Source organism: Kitasatospora sp. NPDC048722, from assembly GCF_040650235.1.
GTDB lineage: Bacteria > Actinomycetota > Actinomycetes > Streptomycetales > Streptomycetaceae > Kitasatospora.
Window position 1 is genome coordinate 1 of the sequence record NZ_JBEZGX010000103.1, and the last position, 16,755, is coordinate 16,755.

Annotated in this window: 18 protein-coding genes; 10 read left to right on the plus strand and 8 right to left on the minus strand. The window is 73.0% G+C overall.

Translation table 11 applies throughout. The features are described from left to right. Positions 1-385 precede the first annotated feature (385 nt). Both AB0C76_RS39780 and AB0C76_RS39785 read left to right on the plus strand, forming a co-directional pair. Complete coding sequence (locus AB0C76_RS39780) at positions 386-967, plus strand: hypothetical protein (RefSeq protein ID WP_359975161.1); 582 nt, start codon at positions 386-388, stop codon at positions 965-967. 2 nt (positions 968-969) lie between these two features. Continuing rightward, positions 970-1,584 carry a hypothetical protein gene (locus tag AB0C76_RS39785; RefSeq protein WP_359975164.1) on the plus strand — a complete coding sequence of 205 codons (615 nt, stop codon included), beginning with the start codon at positions 970-972 and terminating at the stop codon, positions 1,582-1,584. Between the two features lie 445 nt (positions 1,585-2,029). Here AB0C76_RS39785 and AB0C76_RS39790 read toward each other — a convergent pair whose 3' ends face one another. Further along, positions 2,030-2,866, minus strand: a complete 837-nt coding sequence (locus AB0C76_RS39790; RefSeq protein ID WP_359975167.1) for an NmrA family NAD(P)-binding protein — start codon at positions 2,864-2,866, stop codon at positions 2,030-2,032. 148 nt (positions 2,867-3,014) lie between these two features. Between AB0C76_RS39790 and AB0C76_RS39795 the strand changes: the two genes are divergently transcribed. Together AB0C76_RS39795 and AB0C76_RS39800 are read left to right on the plus strand one after the other, a co-directional pair. Further along, positions 3,015-4,640, plus strand: a complete 1,626-nt coding sequence (locus AB0C76_RS39795; protein ID WP_359975170.1) for a hypothetical protein — start codon at positions 3,015-3,017, stop codon at positions 4,638-4,640. Beyond that, a complete protein-coding gene (locus tag AB0C76_RS39800; RefSeq protein WP_359975173.1) occupies positions 4,637-5,329 on the plus strand; it encodes a hypothetical protein in 693 nt (230 codons plus the stop codon). The genes AB0C76_RS39795 and AB0C76_RS39800 overlap by 4 nt, the downstream gene beginning before the upstream one ends. Positions 5,330-5,401: 72 nt before the next feature. Here AB0C76_RS39800 and AB0C76_RS39805 read toward each other — a convergent pair whose 3' ends face one another. After that, positions 5,402-6,688, minus strand: coding sequence for a pyroglutamyl peptidase (locus AB0C76_RS39805; protein ID WP_359975176.1), 1,287 nt, complete (start codon positions 6,686-6,688; stop codon positions 5,402-5,404). A 513-nt stretch (positions 6,689-7,201) separates the two neighbouring features. On the opposite strand from AB0C76_RS39805, the gene AB0C76_RS39810 reads away from it, so the two are divergent. Continuing rightward, complete coding sequence (locus AB0C76_RS39810) at positions 7,202-7,903, plus strand: hypothetical protein (protein ID WP_359975179.1); 702 nt, start codon at positions 7,202-7,204, stop codon at positions 7,901-7,903. A gap of 521 nt (positions 7,904-8,424) precedes the next feature. Here the strand turns inward: AB0C76_RS39810 and AB0C76_RS39815 are convergent. Beyond that, positions 8,425-10,497: an APC family permease gene (locus tag AB0C76_RS39815; protein ID WP_359975182.1), complete on the minus strand. Its 2,073-nt coding sequence runs from the start codon at positions 10,495-10,497 to the stop codon at positions 8,425-8,427. A 462-nt stretch (positions 10,498-10,959) separates the two neighbouring features. Beyond that, entirely contained in the window at positions 10,960-11,817 is an 858-nt protein-coding gene (locus AB0C76_RS39820) for a helix-turn-helix transcriptional regulator (RefSeq protein WP_359975185.1), read from the minus strand. 86 nt (positions 11,818-11,903) lie between these two features. Between AB0C76_RS39820 and AB0C76_RS39825 the strand changes: the two genes are divergently transcribed. Next, a complete protein-coding gene (locus AB0C76_RS39825; RefSeq protein WP_359975188.1) occupies positions 11,904-12,686 on the plus strand; it encodes an SDR family oxidoreductase in 783 nt (260 codons plus the stop codon). Positions 12,687-12,778: 92 nt separating this feature from the next. Here AB0C76_RS39825 and AB0C76_RS39830 read toward each other — a convergent pair whose 3' ends face one another. Continuing rightward, positions 12,779-12,949 (minus strand): hydrophobic protein, encoded by a 171-nt coding sequence (locus AB0C76_RS39830; RefSeq protein ID WP_359975191.1) that lies wholly within the window; start codon positions 12,947-12,949, stop codon positions 12,779-12,781. 123 nt (positions 12,950-13,072) lie between these two features. Between AB0C76_RS39830 and AB0C76_RS39835 the strand changes: the two genes are divergently transcribed. After that, a complete protein-coding gene (locus AB0C76_RS39835; RefSeq protein WP_359975194.1) occupies positions 13,073-13,246 on the plus strand; it encodes a CsbD family protein in 174 nt (57 codons plus the stop codon). Between the two features lie 207 nt (positions 13,247-13,453). Here the strand turns inward: AB0C76_RS39835 and AB0C76_RS39840 are convergent, their stop codons facing one another. Further along, complete coding sequence (locus AB0C76_RS39840) at positions 13,454-13,822, minus strand: hypothetical protein (protein ID WP_359975197.1); 369 nt, start codon at positions 13,820-13,822, stop codon at positions 13,454-13,456. Further along, positions 13,797-14,483 (minus strand): hypothetical protein, encoded by a 687-nt coding sequence (locus tag AB0C76_RS39845; protein WP_359975199.1) that lies wholly within the window; start codon positions 14,481-14,483, stop codon positions 13,797-13,799. Before AB0C76_RS39845 ends, AB0C76_RS39840 begins: the two co-directional genes overlap by 26 nt. A gap of 114 nt (positions 14,484-14,597) precedes the next feature. Between AB0C76_RS39845 and AB0C76_RS39850 the strand changes: the two genes are divergently transcribed. From AB0C76_RS39850 to AB0C76_RS39860, 3 genes are all read left to right on the plus strand, one after another. Beyond that, positions 14,598-15,032 carry an Hsp20/alpha crystallin family protein gene (locus AB0C76_RS39850; protein ID WP_359975202.1) on the plus strand — a complete coding sequence of 145 codons (435 nt, stop codon included), beginning with the start codon at positions 14,598-14,600 and terminating at the stop codon, positions 15,030-15,032. Between the two features lie 143 nt (positions 15,033-15,175). Beyond that, positions 15,176-15,469 (plus strand): STAS domain-containing protein, encoded by a 294-nt coding sequence (locus tag AB0C76_RS39855; RefSeq protein WP_359975205.1) that lies wholly within the window; start codon positions 15,176-15,178, stop codon positions 15,467-15,469. 51 nt (positions 15,470-15,520) lie between these two features. After that, positions 15,521-15,925, plus strand: a complete 405-nt coding sequence (locus AB0C76_RS39860; RefSeq protein WP_359975208.1) for a DUF2267 domain-containing protein — start codon at positions 15,521-15,523, stop codon at positions 15,923-15,925. A gap of 333 nt (positions 15,926-16,258) precedes the next feature. On the opposite strand, the gene AB0C76_RS39865 is transcribed toward AB0C76_RS39860, so the two are convergent. Further along, positions 16,259-16,471: a hypothetical protein gene (locus AB0C76_RS39865; protein WP_359975211.1), complete on the minus strand. Its 213-nt coding sequence runs from the start codon at positions 16,469-16,471 to the stop codon at positions 16,259-16,261. Positions 16,472-16,755 lie beyond the last annotated feature (284 nt).

Genomic DNA, 16,755 nt, shown 5'->3' on the forward strand with positions numbered 1-16,755 from the left:
GCCGGCTTCCCGCAGGAACCTGCGGGAAGCCGGCCCGATGATGCAGGAAGTGCCCTGAGAGGGTGGGGCCGCGCGAGTCGAAAGGCGGATAGGTTCCTGTGGTGGCGGGCCCGTTGCCGCGGGAGGACTTCGGGCGGAGCCCGGCCGATGCGCTCCGGGGCTGGCCCTGGGTTCCTGATCCCGGGGGCTTGGCGGGGTCGTGGCAGGACGGAGCCCGCGGGGCTCTGCTGACGGGGCGTCCATTCGATGACCGGCACCAGGCGGTGCCGGACCGCCAGACAGATCGTATAAGAACGAAGATGTTGGGGTGTTTGTTGTGGTGACATGGGTGCGAGTGGCTGTGGTGGGAGCGGCGGCAGCGGCGGTGGCGGCCGTCATACCTCCGGTGTCCGCCGCAGCGGCGCCCGCCGACGAGGGCGGCCCGTACGCGGGAATGACCCAGGATCAGGCCAGGGCACGTCTGGAAGCGGACATCGCGCAGGCCCTGGCCCGGACACCGGGGGGAACGCGGACGGGCGTGAACGAGGTCGAGTGGCAGGACGGCCGGGGCGGCAAGGCGGTCGAGACGTTCCCCGTGCCGGCCTCGCTGAAGGCCGAAGCATCGGGCAAGCAGCCCCGGGGGGTGGACTACTGGTTCGGCTGCCCGCGCGGATGGACGCCCGGCAGCGACTGGTACTGCTTCTACGAGAACGGCAACTTCAACGGCGTCCGGGAACACGGCCAGTCGGGCCCGGGCAACGGGCGGATGCTCAAGTGGAGCAACTGGCACGGCGTCACCGAATTCGGAGCCTGGAACTTCCGCGACAAGATCTCCTCCTGGGTCAACAACACCGGCTACACGATCGAGGTCGGCGACTACACCGTCGCCCCGAAGTACTACCGGCTGTGGGTCGAGAAGCCCGGGCAGGCCATGGGCTACGTCGGCGACCGGGCCAACGACCGCGCCGACTTCTTCCGGATGATCTGACGATGCCCCACCGTGCCCCCGCGGCCCCCGTCACCCCGCGGTCACACCCACCGGGCGCGAGGCTGTGGCACTTCGCCCTGCTCGGGGCCTGCTCCCTGGCGCTGACCTGCCTGGGACCGTTCCTCCGCCCGGTCGCGCCCTGGTACGCGTTGTGGGCACTGCTCGCGGCCTCGGCCTGCCGCGGCCGCGGTGTCGTGACCGCGCCGGGCCGGGGCGCGGTGTGCCTGACGACCGCCTCGGCCGGCTTCCTCGTTCCGGGCGTTCTGTCGGGCCGGATCGTCCAGAGCTTCACGGCCCTGGCCTGGCTCACCGCGCTGGCCGCGGCCGGCGGGGCCGTCGCGGGGGTGATCGGCGCACTCGCGAACACACCCGTGCGCACGGCGGCCGCCGTGGCCGCGGCAAGTGCCGTCTTCCTGGCCACACCCGTCCTGTGGCGGAACCAGCAGCCCTTCCCCCTCGCACTGGTACTGGCCTGCATCACGGTTACCGTGCTCCAGGCCCGGCTGCCACGACACACACGCCTCCTGGCCGCCGTCCTCACCGTGCCGTGCACCGCCCTCGCCCTTTCACTCCTCCTCACCGCCCCGCAGCTGCTCACCAGCCTGCCGGTCATCTGAGCAACACGCCCGTCCCGCCGGTCGCGGCCTCGAGGACCGGGTCCCCGGCCGGGCCGATACACCACGGACTTGTCCGATCCGTCGGACACACCCGACCCGCAGGACTTCCCGTGGTGCTTGGAGATCACCCGGAAGACCGGATCCACCTCCGTGCGGTCCAGGGGTGGGAAGCCCATGTGATCCCTGCGCACACCAGCGGCATGCAGTACGGACAGGAGGTGAGAGCGCTGCCGCTTTGCGACACCAGCCCCGGCGATCAGGCGTCGGTGGAGCCGTCCAGGTCGATGCAGGCGTGGAACACGCCGATCCGTAGCCGGCCTTCTGGGTGTCGAAGATGCCGGAGATGCCGGTCGTCGGGCCGGGCGAGCGGGACGCGGACCCGGAGGCGCGCATCCTGGCGCCGATGGCTGCGGCGGGGCCGCGTCCGGCGGTTCAACGACGGCGCCTACCGGAAGTCCTCCGCATGGTCCCGCACCCACGAGCGGAAGCTGCGCGCCGGGCGGCCGAGCACCTGGTGCACGGTGTCCGTCACGCGCTCCGGCTCGCGGGTGAACGACTCCCAGGCCCGCAGCCGGGAATCGACGAACGCCGCGTTCCCCCATGCCGCGGTGAGCCGGGTGCGGGCCGTCTCCGGCGCGAGCTCCTCCCAGCGCACCCCGGTGCCGGTCTCCTCGCCGATGATCCGTGCCAGCTCGGCGTGCGGGATCGATTCGGGCCCGGTGACCACGTACTTCGCGCCGTCGTGCCCCTCCTCGGTGAGGGCCGCGACCACCACGTCCGCGATGTCCCGCTCGTGGACCAGGGAGCGCCGCGCCCCGCCGTACGGCCAGCGGACGACGCCCTGGCGCACCTGGTCGGCCCAGCCGAGCACGTTGCCCGCGAAGTCGATGGCCCGGACGAAGGTCCAGTGCAGGCCGGAGGCGCGGATGAGCCGCTCGATCTCCTGGTGGAAGATCACCGGTGGTTCGTCGTCCGCGAGGTCGGCCACGTCCGCCGACAGGTAGACGACCCGCTCGGCGTGCTTCGCGATCAGCTCCACGACCCGGGGCTGCACCGGGATCCCCGGCCACATCAGGTAGACGGCCTCCACTCCGCCGCCCAGCGCATGCTCAAGGCTCTCCGGAACGGCCAGATCGCCCTGCACGGCCTCGACTCCCGCGGGCACCACGGCCGCCGCGACGTCCCGCACCAACGCCCGCACGTCGTGCCCGCGTTCGGCCAGTGAGGCCACGACGTGCCGACCCACGCTGCCGGTCGCGCCGATCACCAGAATCTTGGTCATGACCGACCGAACACCGGACGGCCCCGCCCTATGCCCCGCCCCGCGTATATCCCGCACGGAATGTCGGCCTGTCGGACTATCGTGTCGGCTCACGCGGTGGCCGCCTCGCGCGGCGCGAAGGAGCGGCCGCCGGCGAGGGGGAGTGCACATGCCGAAGGGGCTGGCCCAGTTGGGCTCATGGCTCTACGTGAGGAGGGCCCGGGACCAGCGCCTCGGCCCGGCTCCGGCGGGCAGCGCCGACAGGGGCCTGCTGCGCAGCGGTTTCGTCCCCTGCCTGCTGACGGTCCTGCGGCTGGCGGCGCACCAGGAGGCCGACGGGGGCGCCGGCATGGGCCTGGCGGCGGCGCTCGTACGGGCCGGCCATCTCGCCCGGGCGGTCGAGCTGGTGCGCTCGGGCGCGGGCCGCTCAGGGCGGGAGGAGGACCTCGTCCGGCTGGTGCGCACGGCGGGCGAGGCCGGAGACCTGGACGGCGCGCGGGCGCTCGCCGAGTCGCTGACCGAACGCCCGCAGCACGACCGCGCCCTGGTCGCCCGCATCCCGGCGGTGGCACGGGCCGGTGACCACGAGGGTGCCGCCGCTCTGGTGGAGACGGTCCGTTACCCGCACAACCGGCCGCAGGCCTGGGCCGCCCTGGCGAAGGCGGTGGCGGACGGCGGAGACTTCCCCGCCGCGCTCGGCTACGCCGCCAGGGCCACCGAGCGCGGCGGCGGCGCGGATTCGGGGCGCGTGCTCCTGACGGCCATGGAGATCGCGCACGCCGCCGGCGACCACGTCCTGGCCGGCACGTTCGCCGACCGGGTGGAGGACCTCGTCCGGTGCGAGGGGAGCAAGGGCACCGGACAGCGCGCGCTGCTCGTCGCGCTGCTGGCCTTCGAGGCCCGCAACGGCGACCTGGACCGGCTCGACGCCGTGCTGCGCAGCCTGGTCCGTGCCGCCTCCGCGGAGGCGGAGCCGCAGGAGACCGACGTCGACTCCGACGCCGACGCCCTGTACCTCACGATCCTTGCCCGGCGCCGCCCGTGTCCGCCCTTCGACGTGAGGCTCGTGCCCGAGCTGCTGGAGGAGGTCGCCGAGACCGCCGACCGGGAGGTGGCGCTCGCCGTGGCCGACCGGATCGAGGAACTGCTCCTCCACGACGCCGGCTTCGACCTGCGGGAGGCCGTGACCTTGCTGCTGGCCCGGCACGGGCAGGCCGAGCGGGCCATGGCACTCGCCGACCGGATCGTCGAGCCCGACCTGCGCGCGGCGCGGAAGGCCGACGCCCTGGAGGCGCTGGCCCGGTCCGGGGAAACGGCCCGGGCCGAGGCCCTCGCCCGCGCCCTCTCCGACCGCTGGGCGCGCAGCCGGGTGCTGATGACCGTCGTCGGCGAGCTGGCCCGGCGCGGCGAGACGGCCCGGGCCGAGGCCCTCGTCCCCGCGATCCCCGACCGCTGGGGGCGGGGCGAGGCGCTCGTCGACGTCGTCGGCGCATTGGCCCGGCAGGGCGAGCCGGAGCGGGCCGAGGAACTCGCCCACACGATCGTCCTCGGCGAGACGCGGGCCCGCGCACTGGCCGCCCTGGTGGAGGTGTCGGACCCCGTCCGGGCCCGCAGGCTGGCAGCCCGGGCCGTGTTCCTCGGTGGCTGGGGGACGGTCCTTCTCGACCTGGAGGAGATCGCCCCCGGCGGTGCACTGGCCATCGCCGAGGAGGTGATGGCCTGGTGGGAGGCACACCCTCCCACCACGGAGGAGGCGCAACGGCGAGGACGGCGCGGGAGAGGGGGGAGACCGTGAACGGCGGGGGAGGCCGGGCCCGGTCCTCGGGCCGGGCGCTGGCGTGGGCCGGCCTGGTGGTGCTGGCGGTCGGGCTCGCGTGCGCGGTCGGCTTCCAGCTGTGGCCGTGGGGAGGACCCGGTGTCGGCTGGGGGGACGCGTTGGCTTACCTCGCCGTCGCCGGCGCGGGCGGGGCCCTGGCCTTCGTGCTGGACCGCGGACCCTTTCGGGGCAGGGACGGCACCGAGGGCCGCGAGGCGGCCGGCTACGCGGCAGTGTTCCTCGTGGCCCTGGCGAGCGGCCTGCTGGCGGCCCGGGACGCGACGCACGAGTGGCAGGCCGCCCACATCCCGACCGTGCCGGTCGCGGCAACCCTCGACGGATGCCGCGAGATCTCCGGCGACGCTACGTCGAGCTACCTCTGCTTCTACCACTGGTCGTTCCAGGGGCATCCCCGGGAAGAGGAACGCGAGGCCCACAAGGTCTACCCCGACGGCCAGGTCGTGACGGCCGCGCTGGACCCGGCCACCGGCGACCTCGTCGACACCGGCGTGGCGAGGTTCGTCCTCAAGACCGTGGCGGCAGGCACCCTGGTGTGCACGGACCTGTTCCTGCTCGCCGCGGTACCCGTGGCCGTCCCGAACTGGCTGCGCCGCGTACGGTCCGGGCCGGTGACCGGCCGAGCGGCTGCCGGCGACGCCCGGGGATGAGACGTTCCGTCACGACGCTGCTCCCGGGAGCCCTTCCTTCGCCCCCGGGGGAAGCGCGCGGCAGGGCCTCGGTCAGCTCGTGGTGTGGCGCAGGACGTCCAGCACCTCGCCGGTGATGGCCGCCTCGGCGTGCTCGAAGTCAGGGGCGGTCAGCTGCGCGGGGTCGGCCGGCAGGCCGGTGAGCACGGGTGTGTGCAGGTGGCCGCCGGGGGTCCGAGGGGACAGGGCGAGCCGGATCAGGTTGGAGCGGTAGGCGACTTCGTTGGAGAGGTATCCACCGCCGCCGCCCTCGACGGAGCGTGAGCCCGGAGTCGGGCCGTCCTCGCGGTGGACGGGCTGGGTGCCGCCGACGGGGATCTCGGTGACGTCGGTGTTGAGCTGGACCGGGTAGGGCTGCTGGACGGCGGTCATGGCGGCGGTCGGCAGGCTGGTGGCGATGAACTCGGGGCCGGGGGCGAGGCCGGGCGGGTCGGCGGGGCGGTCTTGGCTGCCACCGCCGAGGGCGTCGAGGTTGTCGGGGTAGGGATCGGCCGAGCGGGCCCGGCCGGCCCAGGCCTCCAGGGTGAACAGGCCGGGGTAGCCCTGGCTGACCGTGGTGATCAGGTCGGCCGCGCGCGGGCCGGCGCCCAGGCGCGGGGCGAAGGCGCGGTCCACGACCCCCTGGTCGAAGTCCGCGTAGCGGACCGGGAGGACGACCGTGCGGATCTCGGCCCGGCTGCCGTCGGCCAGGGTGACCTGGCGGCCGTCGAGTTGCAGGGCGGCCGAGCCGGAGGGGTTGGCCCCGCGGAGTTCGGAGTCCAGGCCGAAGGGGTCGAAGCCGCTGACGAAGTACCGGCGCACGCCCTGGGTGCCGCGGAAGTCGTTGTCGGCCAGGCCCCGGGAGGCGTCCTCGAGGCCGCGGCGCAGGGCGGCGCGGTCGACCGGGAACCCGGGCTGCCACTGCGCGAGTCGGAGGGTCATCGCCACCCGGGTCCAGTACAGCGGCCGGTCGTCCTGGGCCGGCAGCGTGCCTGAGGGGCGCCGGTCCTGGGCGCGGTCGACGGCCGACGTCCACAGGGCCCTGCCCCAGTCCCGGATCAGCTGCTGCGCGTCGGCGGCGGTGCGGGCGGTGCACAGGGCGGCGGGGAAGCGGCGCACGAAGTCGCCGAACCCGCCACCGTCCACGAGCGCTGCGGTACGGGGGTCCGACAGCCTGGCCTGTTCCTGGTCCGGTGTCACCGTGACGTCGGGGCGGCATCCGCTGTCGGCGCCGGCCGGGCCGGCGCCGGGCCCGAGCAGGGCGGCGAGGGCGGTGACGGTGCCGAGGAGGGCGAGTGCGCCCTTGGGCGCCCGGCTGGTTGTACGAGAAGTCCGCATCATGGTGTGTGACATTACACATGGCACTGAAGGGGCACCAGCACGCATGCGGCGGACCGGCGTCCGTGCAGACGCCTCCCGGCAACGTCACCGACCCCTTCGGCACCTCCCTGCACGGCGGCGGCGGGGAGCCGGCCGCGTGCCCTCACCGTCACCGTCGAGTCCACCGCCGCCGGCACGGGCCCGGTCGGCAGGGCGGTCGGCGGTTCACGCACCCGAAGAAGAAGGCCGAAGGCCCCTCCTACCTGCAGCGGGTCAAGGCCGGCCCCGGGCTGGAGGACCAGGGACACACCCGGTGGCGGAACAGCCCTCAGCCGTCGACGTCGGACCAGAAGATCCCCACGCCCGCACCGTGCGCGTTCCGGCCGACCGGGATGCTGGGCCAGGGCAACGGAGTCGGTGGTCCGAAGACCCCTCCAGGTGCCGCGCGAACCACGCGCGGGATCCGGCTGCGAGGGCGACGATGGATGTGTGAACGAGCCTCCTCGCCCTCCACCTGAAGCGATGCTCAAGACCATGGCGAACCTGACCAGGTTCCACCGTGAACACGAGGAGTTCTACGCCGTGGCCCCGCGTGAGCAGGCCGTCGCGATTCAGCGTGATGTCCGCTCGCTCCTGGCGCTCGCCGACAAGTGGTCCGGCACGTCACCGGCAGTTCCCACGCCGTTGAACCCGTACGAGGGCGCGGAGGACCTGACGTCCGGGGTGGCCTTGCAGTTGAGAGGCGTGCTCTTCATGGAAGGTGAGGGAGAGCCCGCCGAGATCCGCGAGATCAAGCGCGATCTCCTGCGCAGGTCGGAGGATCTCCACTCCATCTCGGACTGGCTCGCGACGGCGATGCAAGGGGCCTGGGACGCAGCCGCAGCCCTTCTCGACTACACCGAGTTCGCCTCCCTTCTCGGCGAGCGCCACCGGATCATCAGCAACGACTGGCAAGCGGCCCACCTGAGCGCCGGCGCGGGCCGGCTGCTGCAGCGCGCGGTGGAGATCCTTGAACGGGTCGACTTCGGCCCGAAGGCACTGCGGGCAGACCTGAACGGTGCGAGGGTCAGCCCGCAACTCTTGTACTCTGCCGCCGAACTGGCTTCCCGCGCTGCGGACATGCTGAGTGACTCGGCGGGCCTTGTGAACGACAACGAGCGGCACTGGCGCACGTTCCACGCCCGAGTGGAACAGGTCTTGGAGCCACCGGAGACGACACACCGGAATGGGACGTAACACGCTCGACCGCCTTGTCGCCGTCCCGTCGCACCGTCGTCCTGCTCGTCGTCCTCGTGGCCTGTGTTCCCGGGGCGTGCGCCGCCCCGCTGACCTTTGACAAGCACTCCTGACTGTCTGCCGTTCGATCTTGACCCGTGGCCGGGGGGAAGCGGTAGGGGCTGCCACGTGACGCATGGCCGGGGGCGGTGCCGGTGTCGGAACCAGGTACGAGGCAGTGGTGGTGATGTCCAACGTGGATGGGTGTCGCACCCGCGGGACAGCCCTGGCCGAGGCCGCCTGGCGGGCCGCCACGGCGGCGGTGGCGGCCAAACGGCAACTACCCATATCCGGGCGTCGCACACAGACCTCACGCGAGGAGGTGCGGCAGCGCCGGGTCTACCCCCCGGAGGCAGAGTTCCGGGGGCGGTGCCGAGGACGGCCGTCGGCTCGCTGCCGGAGGCTCTGGTGGCCGGCGTGCCGGCGCCGGGTGCGGGACGACCGCGGGGCGACGGCTGGTGCCGGCAGGCCGGGGCACGAGCTCAGGTGCGACGGGAAGTGGACGCAGCGGGCACGTCGCCGGAGCTCTTCACGGGCGGTACGCAGGGGCCCGGCAGGTCTTCCGTCGGCCCCCTGCCCTGAGCACGGCTGTGTCCCTGGCGCTGGTGTTCTCTGATGGCTGCGGAGACGTCGAAGGGCACGATGGTGGCGGCGACGTGCGGGAGCCGGCTGACGGCGTGTGCGATCGCGTCGCCGCTTCGGGCGTGCAGCAGGCGTCCCACGATCGGGCCGTAGGCGCGGCGCGGGATCAGCAGGGTGACCTCCGTGCGGCCGTCGGCGCTCACCCGCGAGGCGAGGTCGGCGATGGCGCGGTGCAGCCGCCGGTCCGGGCAGTCGACGAGGTCGAGCGGTACGTCCGCGGCGCGATGGGCGGCCCACGTGCGTCGAAGGTGCTCGGCGTGGGTGGTGTCGAGGGCGACGTGGACGGCCCGCAGGTGGGCGGGCCGCAGGGTGTGGGCGTAGCGCAGGGTGGTGATGACGGCGAGGTCGAGGCGGTCGACGAGGATCAGGACGACGTTGCGCGATCGGGTGGCGGTGGTCGCCGTGGCGGGCGCGGCGTTCAGGGCGGCGCTTTCCGCGCGGTAGCGCTCGTTGGTGCGGATGAGGGCCCACACGCCGATCGGGAAGACGACGACCACGGCCCAGGCGCCCTCGGTGAACTTGGTGACGGCGAAGATGACGACCACGGCGGCAGAGGCGGCCGCGGCGGCGGCGTTGACGGCGGTCTTGAGCGTGCGGTGCTTGTCCTGGCGTCGCCAGTGGTACCTCGCGAGGCCGGCGGTGGCCATGACGAAGCCGGTGAAGACGCCGATGGCGTAGAGGGAGACGAGGCGGGTGACGTTGCCGCGGGTGACGATCAGCAGGCCCAGTGACACGGCGGTGAGCACCAGGATGCCGTTGGAGAAGGCGAGGCGGTGGCCTCGCAGGGTGAGCCGGCGGGGCAGGAACGCGTCGTCGGCTACGAAGCTGGCCAGGAACGGGAAGCCGTTGAACGAGGTGTTCGCCCCGGTGTAGAGGATCAGCGCGGTGGCCACTTGGACCAGGGTGAACATGGCCTGGCCGAAGCCGCTCTGACCGAACACCAGGTGCGCCTCCTGGGCCAGCACGGTGGGGCTGCCGGAGGTGTAGGGGATCGCGTGGGTCTGCCAGGCGAGCGTGGAGATGCCGAGGACCAGTGTGCCGAGGGTGGCGCTCATGACCACCAGGGTGCGGCGGGCGTTGACGCCCTGCGGTTTCCGGAAGGCGCCGACACCGTTGGAGATGGCCTCCAGGCCGGTGAGTGAGGAGCCGCCGTTGGCGAAGGCCCGCATCAGGACGAACAGCGAGGCGCCCATCAGCAGACCCTCGCCCGGGGCACCGACGGGCACCGCCCCGGCGGCGTGCAGGTCCGCATCGGTCAGGCGCGGCAGGGTGCCTGCGGCCAGCCGGACCAGGCCCACGACCACGGTCAGGCCCGCGGCGAGGACGAACAGGTAGGTCGGCACCGAGAACGCCCGGCCGGCCTCCCGGATGCCCCGCAGGTTGCCGTAGCACAGCAGGCACACCACGCTCAGGGTCAGCCACAGTTTGTCCGCCCCGAGGTCGGTGTGGAACAGCAGTTGCAGCATGGAGGCGACCGCGTCCGTCCCCGCCGCAGCCTGCACCGCCACCGTCACGACGTAGTCGATCAGCAGCGCCACCGCCGCGACCTGCGCGACGCGCGGACCGAAGTTCTCCCTCGCCACGACGTACGAACCGCCCGCACGGGTGTACGTCATCACCACGTCGCGGTAGGACAGCGTGAGCAGGACCAGCAGCGCCAGGATGACCCCGGTCACCGGCATCACCAGGGCGAAACCCGCCACACCCGCCACCGGGATCAGCTGGGCCAGCATCTGCTCGGTGCCGTACGCACTGGAACTGATGCAGTCCGGCGAGAGGACACCCAGAGCCGCCGGATTGGACAGCTTCTCGTCCCGCAGCTGCGCGGTCACCAGCGGCGGCCCCAGCAGCAGCCGCTTCACGCGGTAGCCGAAGCGCTCCGGCACCCGGCCCGGCACCCTCTCGCCTTCCACCGGCGCTCTCCCCGCCGTAGCCGTCACCAGGCACCACCCTTCGGTTGGCATGTCCGCGCGTCCCGGCGGACGCCCGGTGGACGACTGCCCCGGCGGGCGCGGAACAAGCACACCGGGGAGGGCAATCGGCCCCACTGCCCGCCCGGCCCGAGCCGGGGTCGGCGCCCGGATGCGGACTCGCACACCCGGTCATCTCTGCGAATGACGCACCGTCACGGACGTCACGCTCGGCGACGCGAAGCGGCGATCAGTGTCCCGTCCCGTCCCTCGCTGCCGCTGTCTCAGGTTCCGTCGCCTGATCTGCCGGTGAGCGACGACGTCCGTGTGACTGCCGCGCTGACTACTGTCCAGTCGCTCAGCGCAAGGGCGCCGATTCCGCGCCGGTGGAGCCATCCGCAGCCGGCCACCACAGATTCGCCGTGATCGACGATTCCGGAGGAAGAGCCCGGCGTGTCCGGTTTCTCAGAGCGACCCACCCGAGTCGACGCTCGCGGCTCCGAGCACGTTCAGGAAGGCCAGAGCCTCGGCATCAGGAGATTCCGGCGGCGCGCTGTAGAGCACGAGGTACTGGTCGCGGTCCGTGAGCGTGAGCGAGTCGCAGTCGACGGTGATCTCCCCGACGACCGGATGACGGAAGGTCTTCGTGAGCATCGGCGCGGCCTGGACATCGCGCTGCTCCCAGAGCCGGGCGAACTCCGGGCTGGCGCTGCGCAGTTCGTCGACCAGTCCGGTCACCGCCGGATCGGACGGGTAGTGGGCGAGGGTGGATCGCAGCCCCATCGCGACGTGGTGGCGGAACTCGGCGGCGTCGGAGACTCCGTACGGCCTCGTGTCGGGTCGCGTCGGGCCGAGGAATGCCCGGCGCGCGAGATTGCGGTCCGGTGGGGCGAGTTCGGCGAAGTCCTCCATGAGCGCGCCCGCCAGGTCGTTCCACGCGAGCACCTCGAACGCGGCGGACATCACGAACGCGGCCGTGTGCGGCAGCCGTTCGAGGAGCGCGAGGATGCTCGGGCGCACGTCGCGCCGGTGCAGTCCGTGACGGCTCGGCGCGGTGCCGGCGAGGACGTGGAGGTGATCGGACTCGCCGTCCGTGAGCCGCAGCGCCCCCGCGATCCCAGCGAGGACCTCGCTCGACGGGCGCGGTGCCCTGCCCTGTTCGAGCCTGACGTAGTACTCCGTGGAGATGTGCGCGAGGACCGCGACCTCCTCGCGGCGAAGACCCGGTGTCCGGCGTCGCGGTCCGCAAGGGAGGCCGAGGTCCTGCGGGCGGAGCCGCTCGCGACGGCTACGAAGGAACGCTCCGAGCTCCTGTTTGTCCATACCCCGAGTCTGCACGCTGTGCGTCGGCGGATCCTGGTACCGCCTGTGCCTGTATCCGGTGGGGAGGCCGATCCGACACTGCGGTCATGACGAATACCACTGACACCACACCCAGCGGCCTGCTCGCCGGCAAGGTCGTGTTCATCACCGGCGCCAGCCGCGGCATCGGGGCGGCTGCGGCCCGGCTCTTCGCCCGCGAGGGCGCCGCCGTCGTGCTCGCCGCCCGCAGCGCCGACGCCCTCCAACGGATCGTCACCGAGATCCGCGCCGACGACGGCATCGCGGATGCCGTGACCGTGGACCTCGCCGACCGCGCGAGCATCCGTGCCGCGCTCGACCGCGTCGAGGATCTGCACGGCCGGCTCGACGGCGCGTTCAACAACGGCGCAGCGCCCCAGCGGCCCGGCCCGCTGGAGACGACCGGCGACGAGGACATCGAGGAGCAGTTCGCAGTCAACTTCCGGGCGCACTGGACCGCCATGACGGCCGAAGCCGCGCTCATGCGACGGAACGGTGGCGGGGCGATCGTGAACACCTCCAGCATCGGCAGCCGCCGTGCGAACCCGGCTCTGCCCGCCTATGGCGCGATGAAGCGCGCGCTCAACAGCATCACCGAGACCGCCGCCGTGACCTGGGGGCGACAGGGGATCAGGGTCAATGGCATCACCCCCGGCGGCACCGCCACGGACATGATCGAGGCATGGGAGGCGGCATCCCCCGGCATCGTCGAGGCGATCAACGCGGCCACCCCGCTCGGCCGGATGGCCGAGCCCCGAGAGGTCGCCGAGGCGGCCGCTTGGCTGCTCAGCGACCGGGCCTCCATGGTGACCGGAGCGATCGTGCCGGTGGATGGCGGCGCCGGCGCCTGAGAAACACAGCGTGGGCAGCAGTTGGGGTGGGGACCGCGCCGAGCGGTCCCCACCCCGTTGTCTCGTTCGTTCGGGCCGTGTCGCCTGGTCGCCTACCAGCGGTACCAGCGGCCGCGGCTACCGGACGCGCCGGTACCGCGAGCCACGAATCCGAGCAGCCACACCACCAGGACCACGACGGCCACCCACCACAGGGCCTTCAGTGCGAAGCCCGCGCCGAAGAGGAGCAGGGCCAGCAGCAGAACAAGAAGAAGGGGAACCATCTCTACCTCCACGGTCGGTGTCGGCGGTCCGCCTGCCCCGGCCCGCGGTACATATTCGGGGGAATCTTCCGGGCGGGCCGGGGCAGGCGGTGTGCCGACAGCTTCGACCAACCGGAGGTCCGGATGAGTGCCAGCGACAAGATCAAGAACACTGCCGAGAAGGCCAAGGGCGCGGTCAAGGAGGGCGCCGGGAAGGTGACCGACAACGAGCGTCTGGAGGCCGAAGGCAAGGCCGACCAGGCCAAGGCTGATGTGAAGCAGGCGGGAGAGAAGGTCAAGGACGCCTTCAAGGACTGATCTTCGGCGCCGTGGCGGTGGTCCCCGCCTTTCTCCGCGGGGACCACCGCCACGGCGTGCCGCGGTCCGGGCCGCACGACGACACTGCGCGGCTGTGCCCGACATTCCGCGTCCGAGAGCACCGCACTGCGGGGACCGGCGACACAAGGGGGAGCGGACCACCGTCGGCGCCGTACCGCCAGCTCGGCGTGGTGGCTCCCCGTCCTGTCACGCCGGGGCCCGGACGGCGGTGTCGTGTCGGCCGGCCGAGCCGTGCCGCGGTTCCGGGGCGGCCGCTGTGTGCCAGTGGCCGGCCGTTGCGGGCGGGCTCCCGGTGGCGGGGGCTTGCTCCGGCGGCGGTGGGAAGCCTGGAGGGGCCACGGGTGCGGGGAAGGCCTGCGGGGGCCAGGGCCGGTGGGCGAGGTCGTGGCGCAGGGCGTCGAGTCTGCCCAGGCACGCGTCGATGGTGGCGAGGGCGGCGGTGCCGTGTTCGCGGATGCGCCGTTCGATGTCGGCGAGCCGGTCTTCGATGTGCTGCCAGCGCTCCTCGGCCGTGGCCGTGGTGTGGGGGTCAGGTGCGTCGTTGGTCGCTGTCATGGCGGAGTCGGGCGGTGCGGTCGGTGAGGTCGTCGAGGCGGGCGGCGAGGTCCGGATGGGCGGCGACGTGGGGTCGCATCGCCGCCAGGGGCGCTATCAGGCCGGCCGGGTCGGGCGCGCCGAGGGCGGCGGTGAGGTCGGACAGCGCGGGACGGGCCCGGGCGGTGAGGCCGGGCGCGGCGGTGACCCGGGCGGCCAGCACGCGCAGGTCGGCCGCGTGATCGCGGGCCCAGGAAGTGACCGCGCGCTCGGCGGCCCGCCGGTCGCGCACCGCTTTGACCCGCTCCGCTCCGGTCTCCGCGTCGGCCGAGGTGCTGTCGGTCGGGCGCAGGCGCAGGTAGCGGTTCTCGGCGGCCTGGCGGCTGGCGACGCCCATGGGGTGGGCGAGGTCGGCCCAGGTGGCGCCGGCTTCACGGGCGGTTTCCACCAGGCCGGCTTCCCAGCCGGCGAGCTGGGTGCGCAACTCGCGCAGCAGCACCAGGGCGGCCAGGGCCTGCTCGGGGCCCTGCGCATCAGGGGCGTCCGGGGGCCGGGGTGCGGAGTTCTGGGCGGTTTGGACGGCGTCGTCGATGGCGGCGAGCGCGGCGGCGGCGGCGAGGAAGGACGCCGGTCTCGTCGGCGGGCCGCTGTCGGTGGCGGGCGGGTCGGACCGCTTTCCCACAGGTGTCACTCCTTTGGCGACTCGGGTGTTTGTCATCGGATGGACGACATGTTAGAACGGATTCAGGTGAAGCGCACTGGCTCCCATAGCCCAACCACCTGGAGGTGTTTCGCGATGCTGCTGCGCACCGACCCGTTCCGCGAGCTGGACCGGCTGACCCAGCAGTTCCTCACCACGACCGGCACCTGGTCGCGGCCGACCCCGATGCCGCTGGACGCCTACCGCGCCGGTGACGAGTACGTGATCTGCTTCGACCTCCCGGGGGTGGACCCGGAGGCGATCGACATCGACGTCGAGCGGAACATGGTGACCGTCAAGGCCGAACGCCGTCCGCGCCAGGAGGGCGAGGGCGTGAAGTGGGAGCTGACCGAGCGCCCGCTCGGCGTGTTCTCCCGCCAGGTCATGCTGTCCGACACCCTCGACACGCAGGGGATCAGCGCCGACTACGACGCCGGCGTGCTGACCCTGAAGATCCCGGTCGCCGAGAAGGCCAAACCCCGCAAGATCGCCATCAGCCACAGCGGCGACCGCAAGCAGATCCAGGCCTGACCCCTCTTCTCCCCATCCCTCTTCTCGCCATGAACCGTTCCGCGCCGCCCCTGATCTCTCCCCCCTCGAAGGGGCGGCCGGAACACCCCCACCCGCCGGCCGCCCTCCCCGGGCCGCCCCGACCGCGGACACGGGGCAATGCCATGAACGCCCAGGTCGACGAACCCTTCGTGGTGCGGGCGCGCGGCGAGATCGATTTCGACACCGCGCCCTCGCTGCGCCGTGCCCTGGCCGCCGCGCTCGAGTCGCACCGGGAGGTGGTACTGGATCTGTCGGAAGTGACGTTCATGGACTGCGCCGGCCTGGGCGCCCTGGTCCGGGCCCGCAACCAGGCCGACCGCAGCGGCAGGCGTCTGGTCCTGCGCGGGGCCGGGCGCTGCGTGGTCCGGCTGCTCAAGCTCACCGGTCTGCACCGGCGCCTGGCCGTCGAGCCCTGATCCGTCACCCGGGCGGCGTACCTGGCAGGCCGGGACGGAAGGAGAACCGCGATGACTCTTCGATGGGAGGCGTTCCTGGAGGAGGTCCGGGAGCGCGGTGAGTACGCCACCCCGCAGGAGGCCGAGCGGGCCGCCAGGGTCGTCCTGGCCCTGCTGGGTGCCCACCTGGTCGGCGACGTGCGCGCCGAACTGGCCGCCCGCCTGCCGGAAACCATGGCCCTGATCCTCCTCAACCCGCTGCAGGCCGCCGAACCGCTCAGCCCCGAGCGCTTCGTGCGCGCCACCGCGGCCTGGATCGAAGACGCCACCGAAGCCACGGCCCTGTGGGACATCGGCGCCGTCCTGTCCACCGCGGCCGACGCGGCCGGCGACGATCTGACCGAGCGTGTCCTGCTCCAGCTGCCGCCCGGCTACGACCTCCTGTTCGGCCGGCCCCAGTCCGGCCACCGCCCGTGAACCCGTCCGCGCCGCCACAGCCGCCCGGCCGGCCCCGCCCCGGAAGGCCACCGCCATGCCCCGGTGCTGCCTCCTTCTCCACCAGGTCCGCACCCTCGGCCGCTGCAAGCACCCACGAGGAGGCCGTGCGTGTCCTGCGCGCTGTTCCGGCCGTCCTCGGCAGCATGCTCACCGGCACGGTGCCGGAGTTCACCCACCGGGCGGGCATCGGCCCCGTTGCCGGGGCCGGCCGCCGGGGGCGGGCGCGCATGCAGCGGCCACGGCGCCGGGCGCAGGATCGACCTGAAAGCCAGCCTGGCCGGGCAGGTCCGCGAGAAGCCGGTAGGCCAGGGGTCAGCTCTGCCTGCGGTTGCCGGATGGGCGGGCGGTGTCGAGGGCGTCGCGCAGGGCGTACAGGTCGGCGATGGTGGCCAGTTCGGCGAAGCGGGCCAGCAGCCGGCGGACGGTGCGGTCGTCGCCGTCGTGCACGGCCTCGGTGATCGCCTCGATCAGGTCCGCCTGTCCGTTCCGGGCCGCCTCCGGCGCTGCGGGCACCAGCTCCTCCATTCCCGCCTCCCTGCGCGGTGTGGCTTCGTCCGTCGGGGCGCGCGGCGGCGGCTCGGGGGGTTGCCGCCGCCGCGCAGCGGGAGAGTACCTCATTCGCGGGCGCCGCAAAATCTATGCGCGCCGGAGTAGACATTGCCCGCGGGTGGGCCTAACGTTTCTCTCGTAGACAGCAGTCGGCGATACCGGCCAGACACGAACTGGCCGGGGTTGTTGGACAGAGGTTCGCAGTTCGGTCCGGCAGTGGAGTTCCGAAGCCAGGCAGGTGCAGGACGGCGACGGGACTG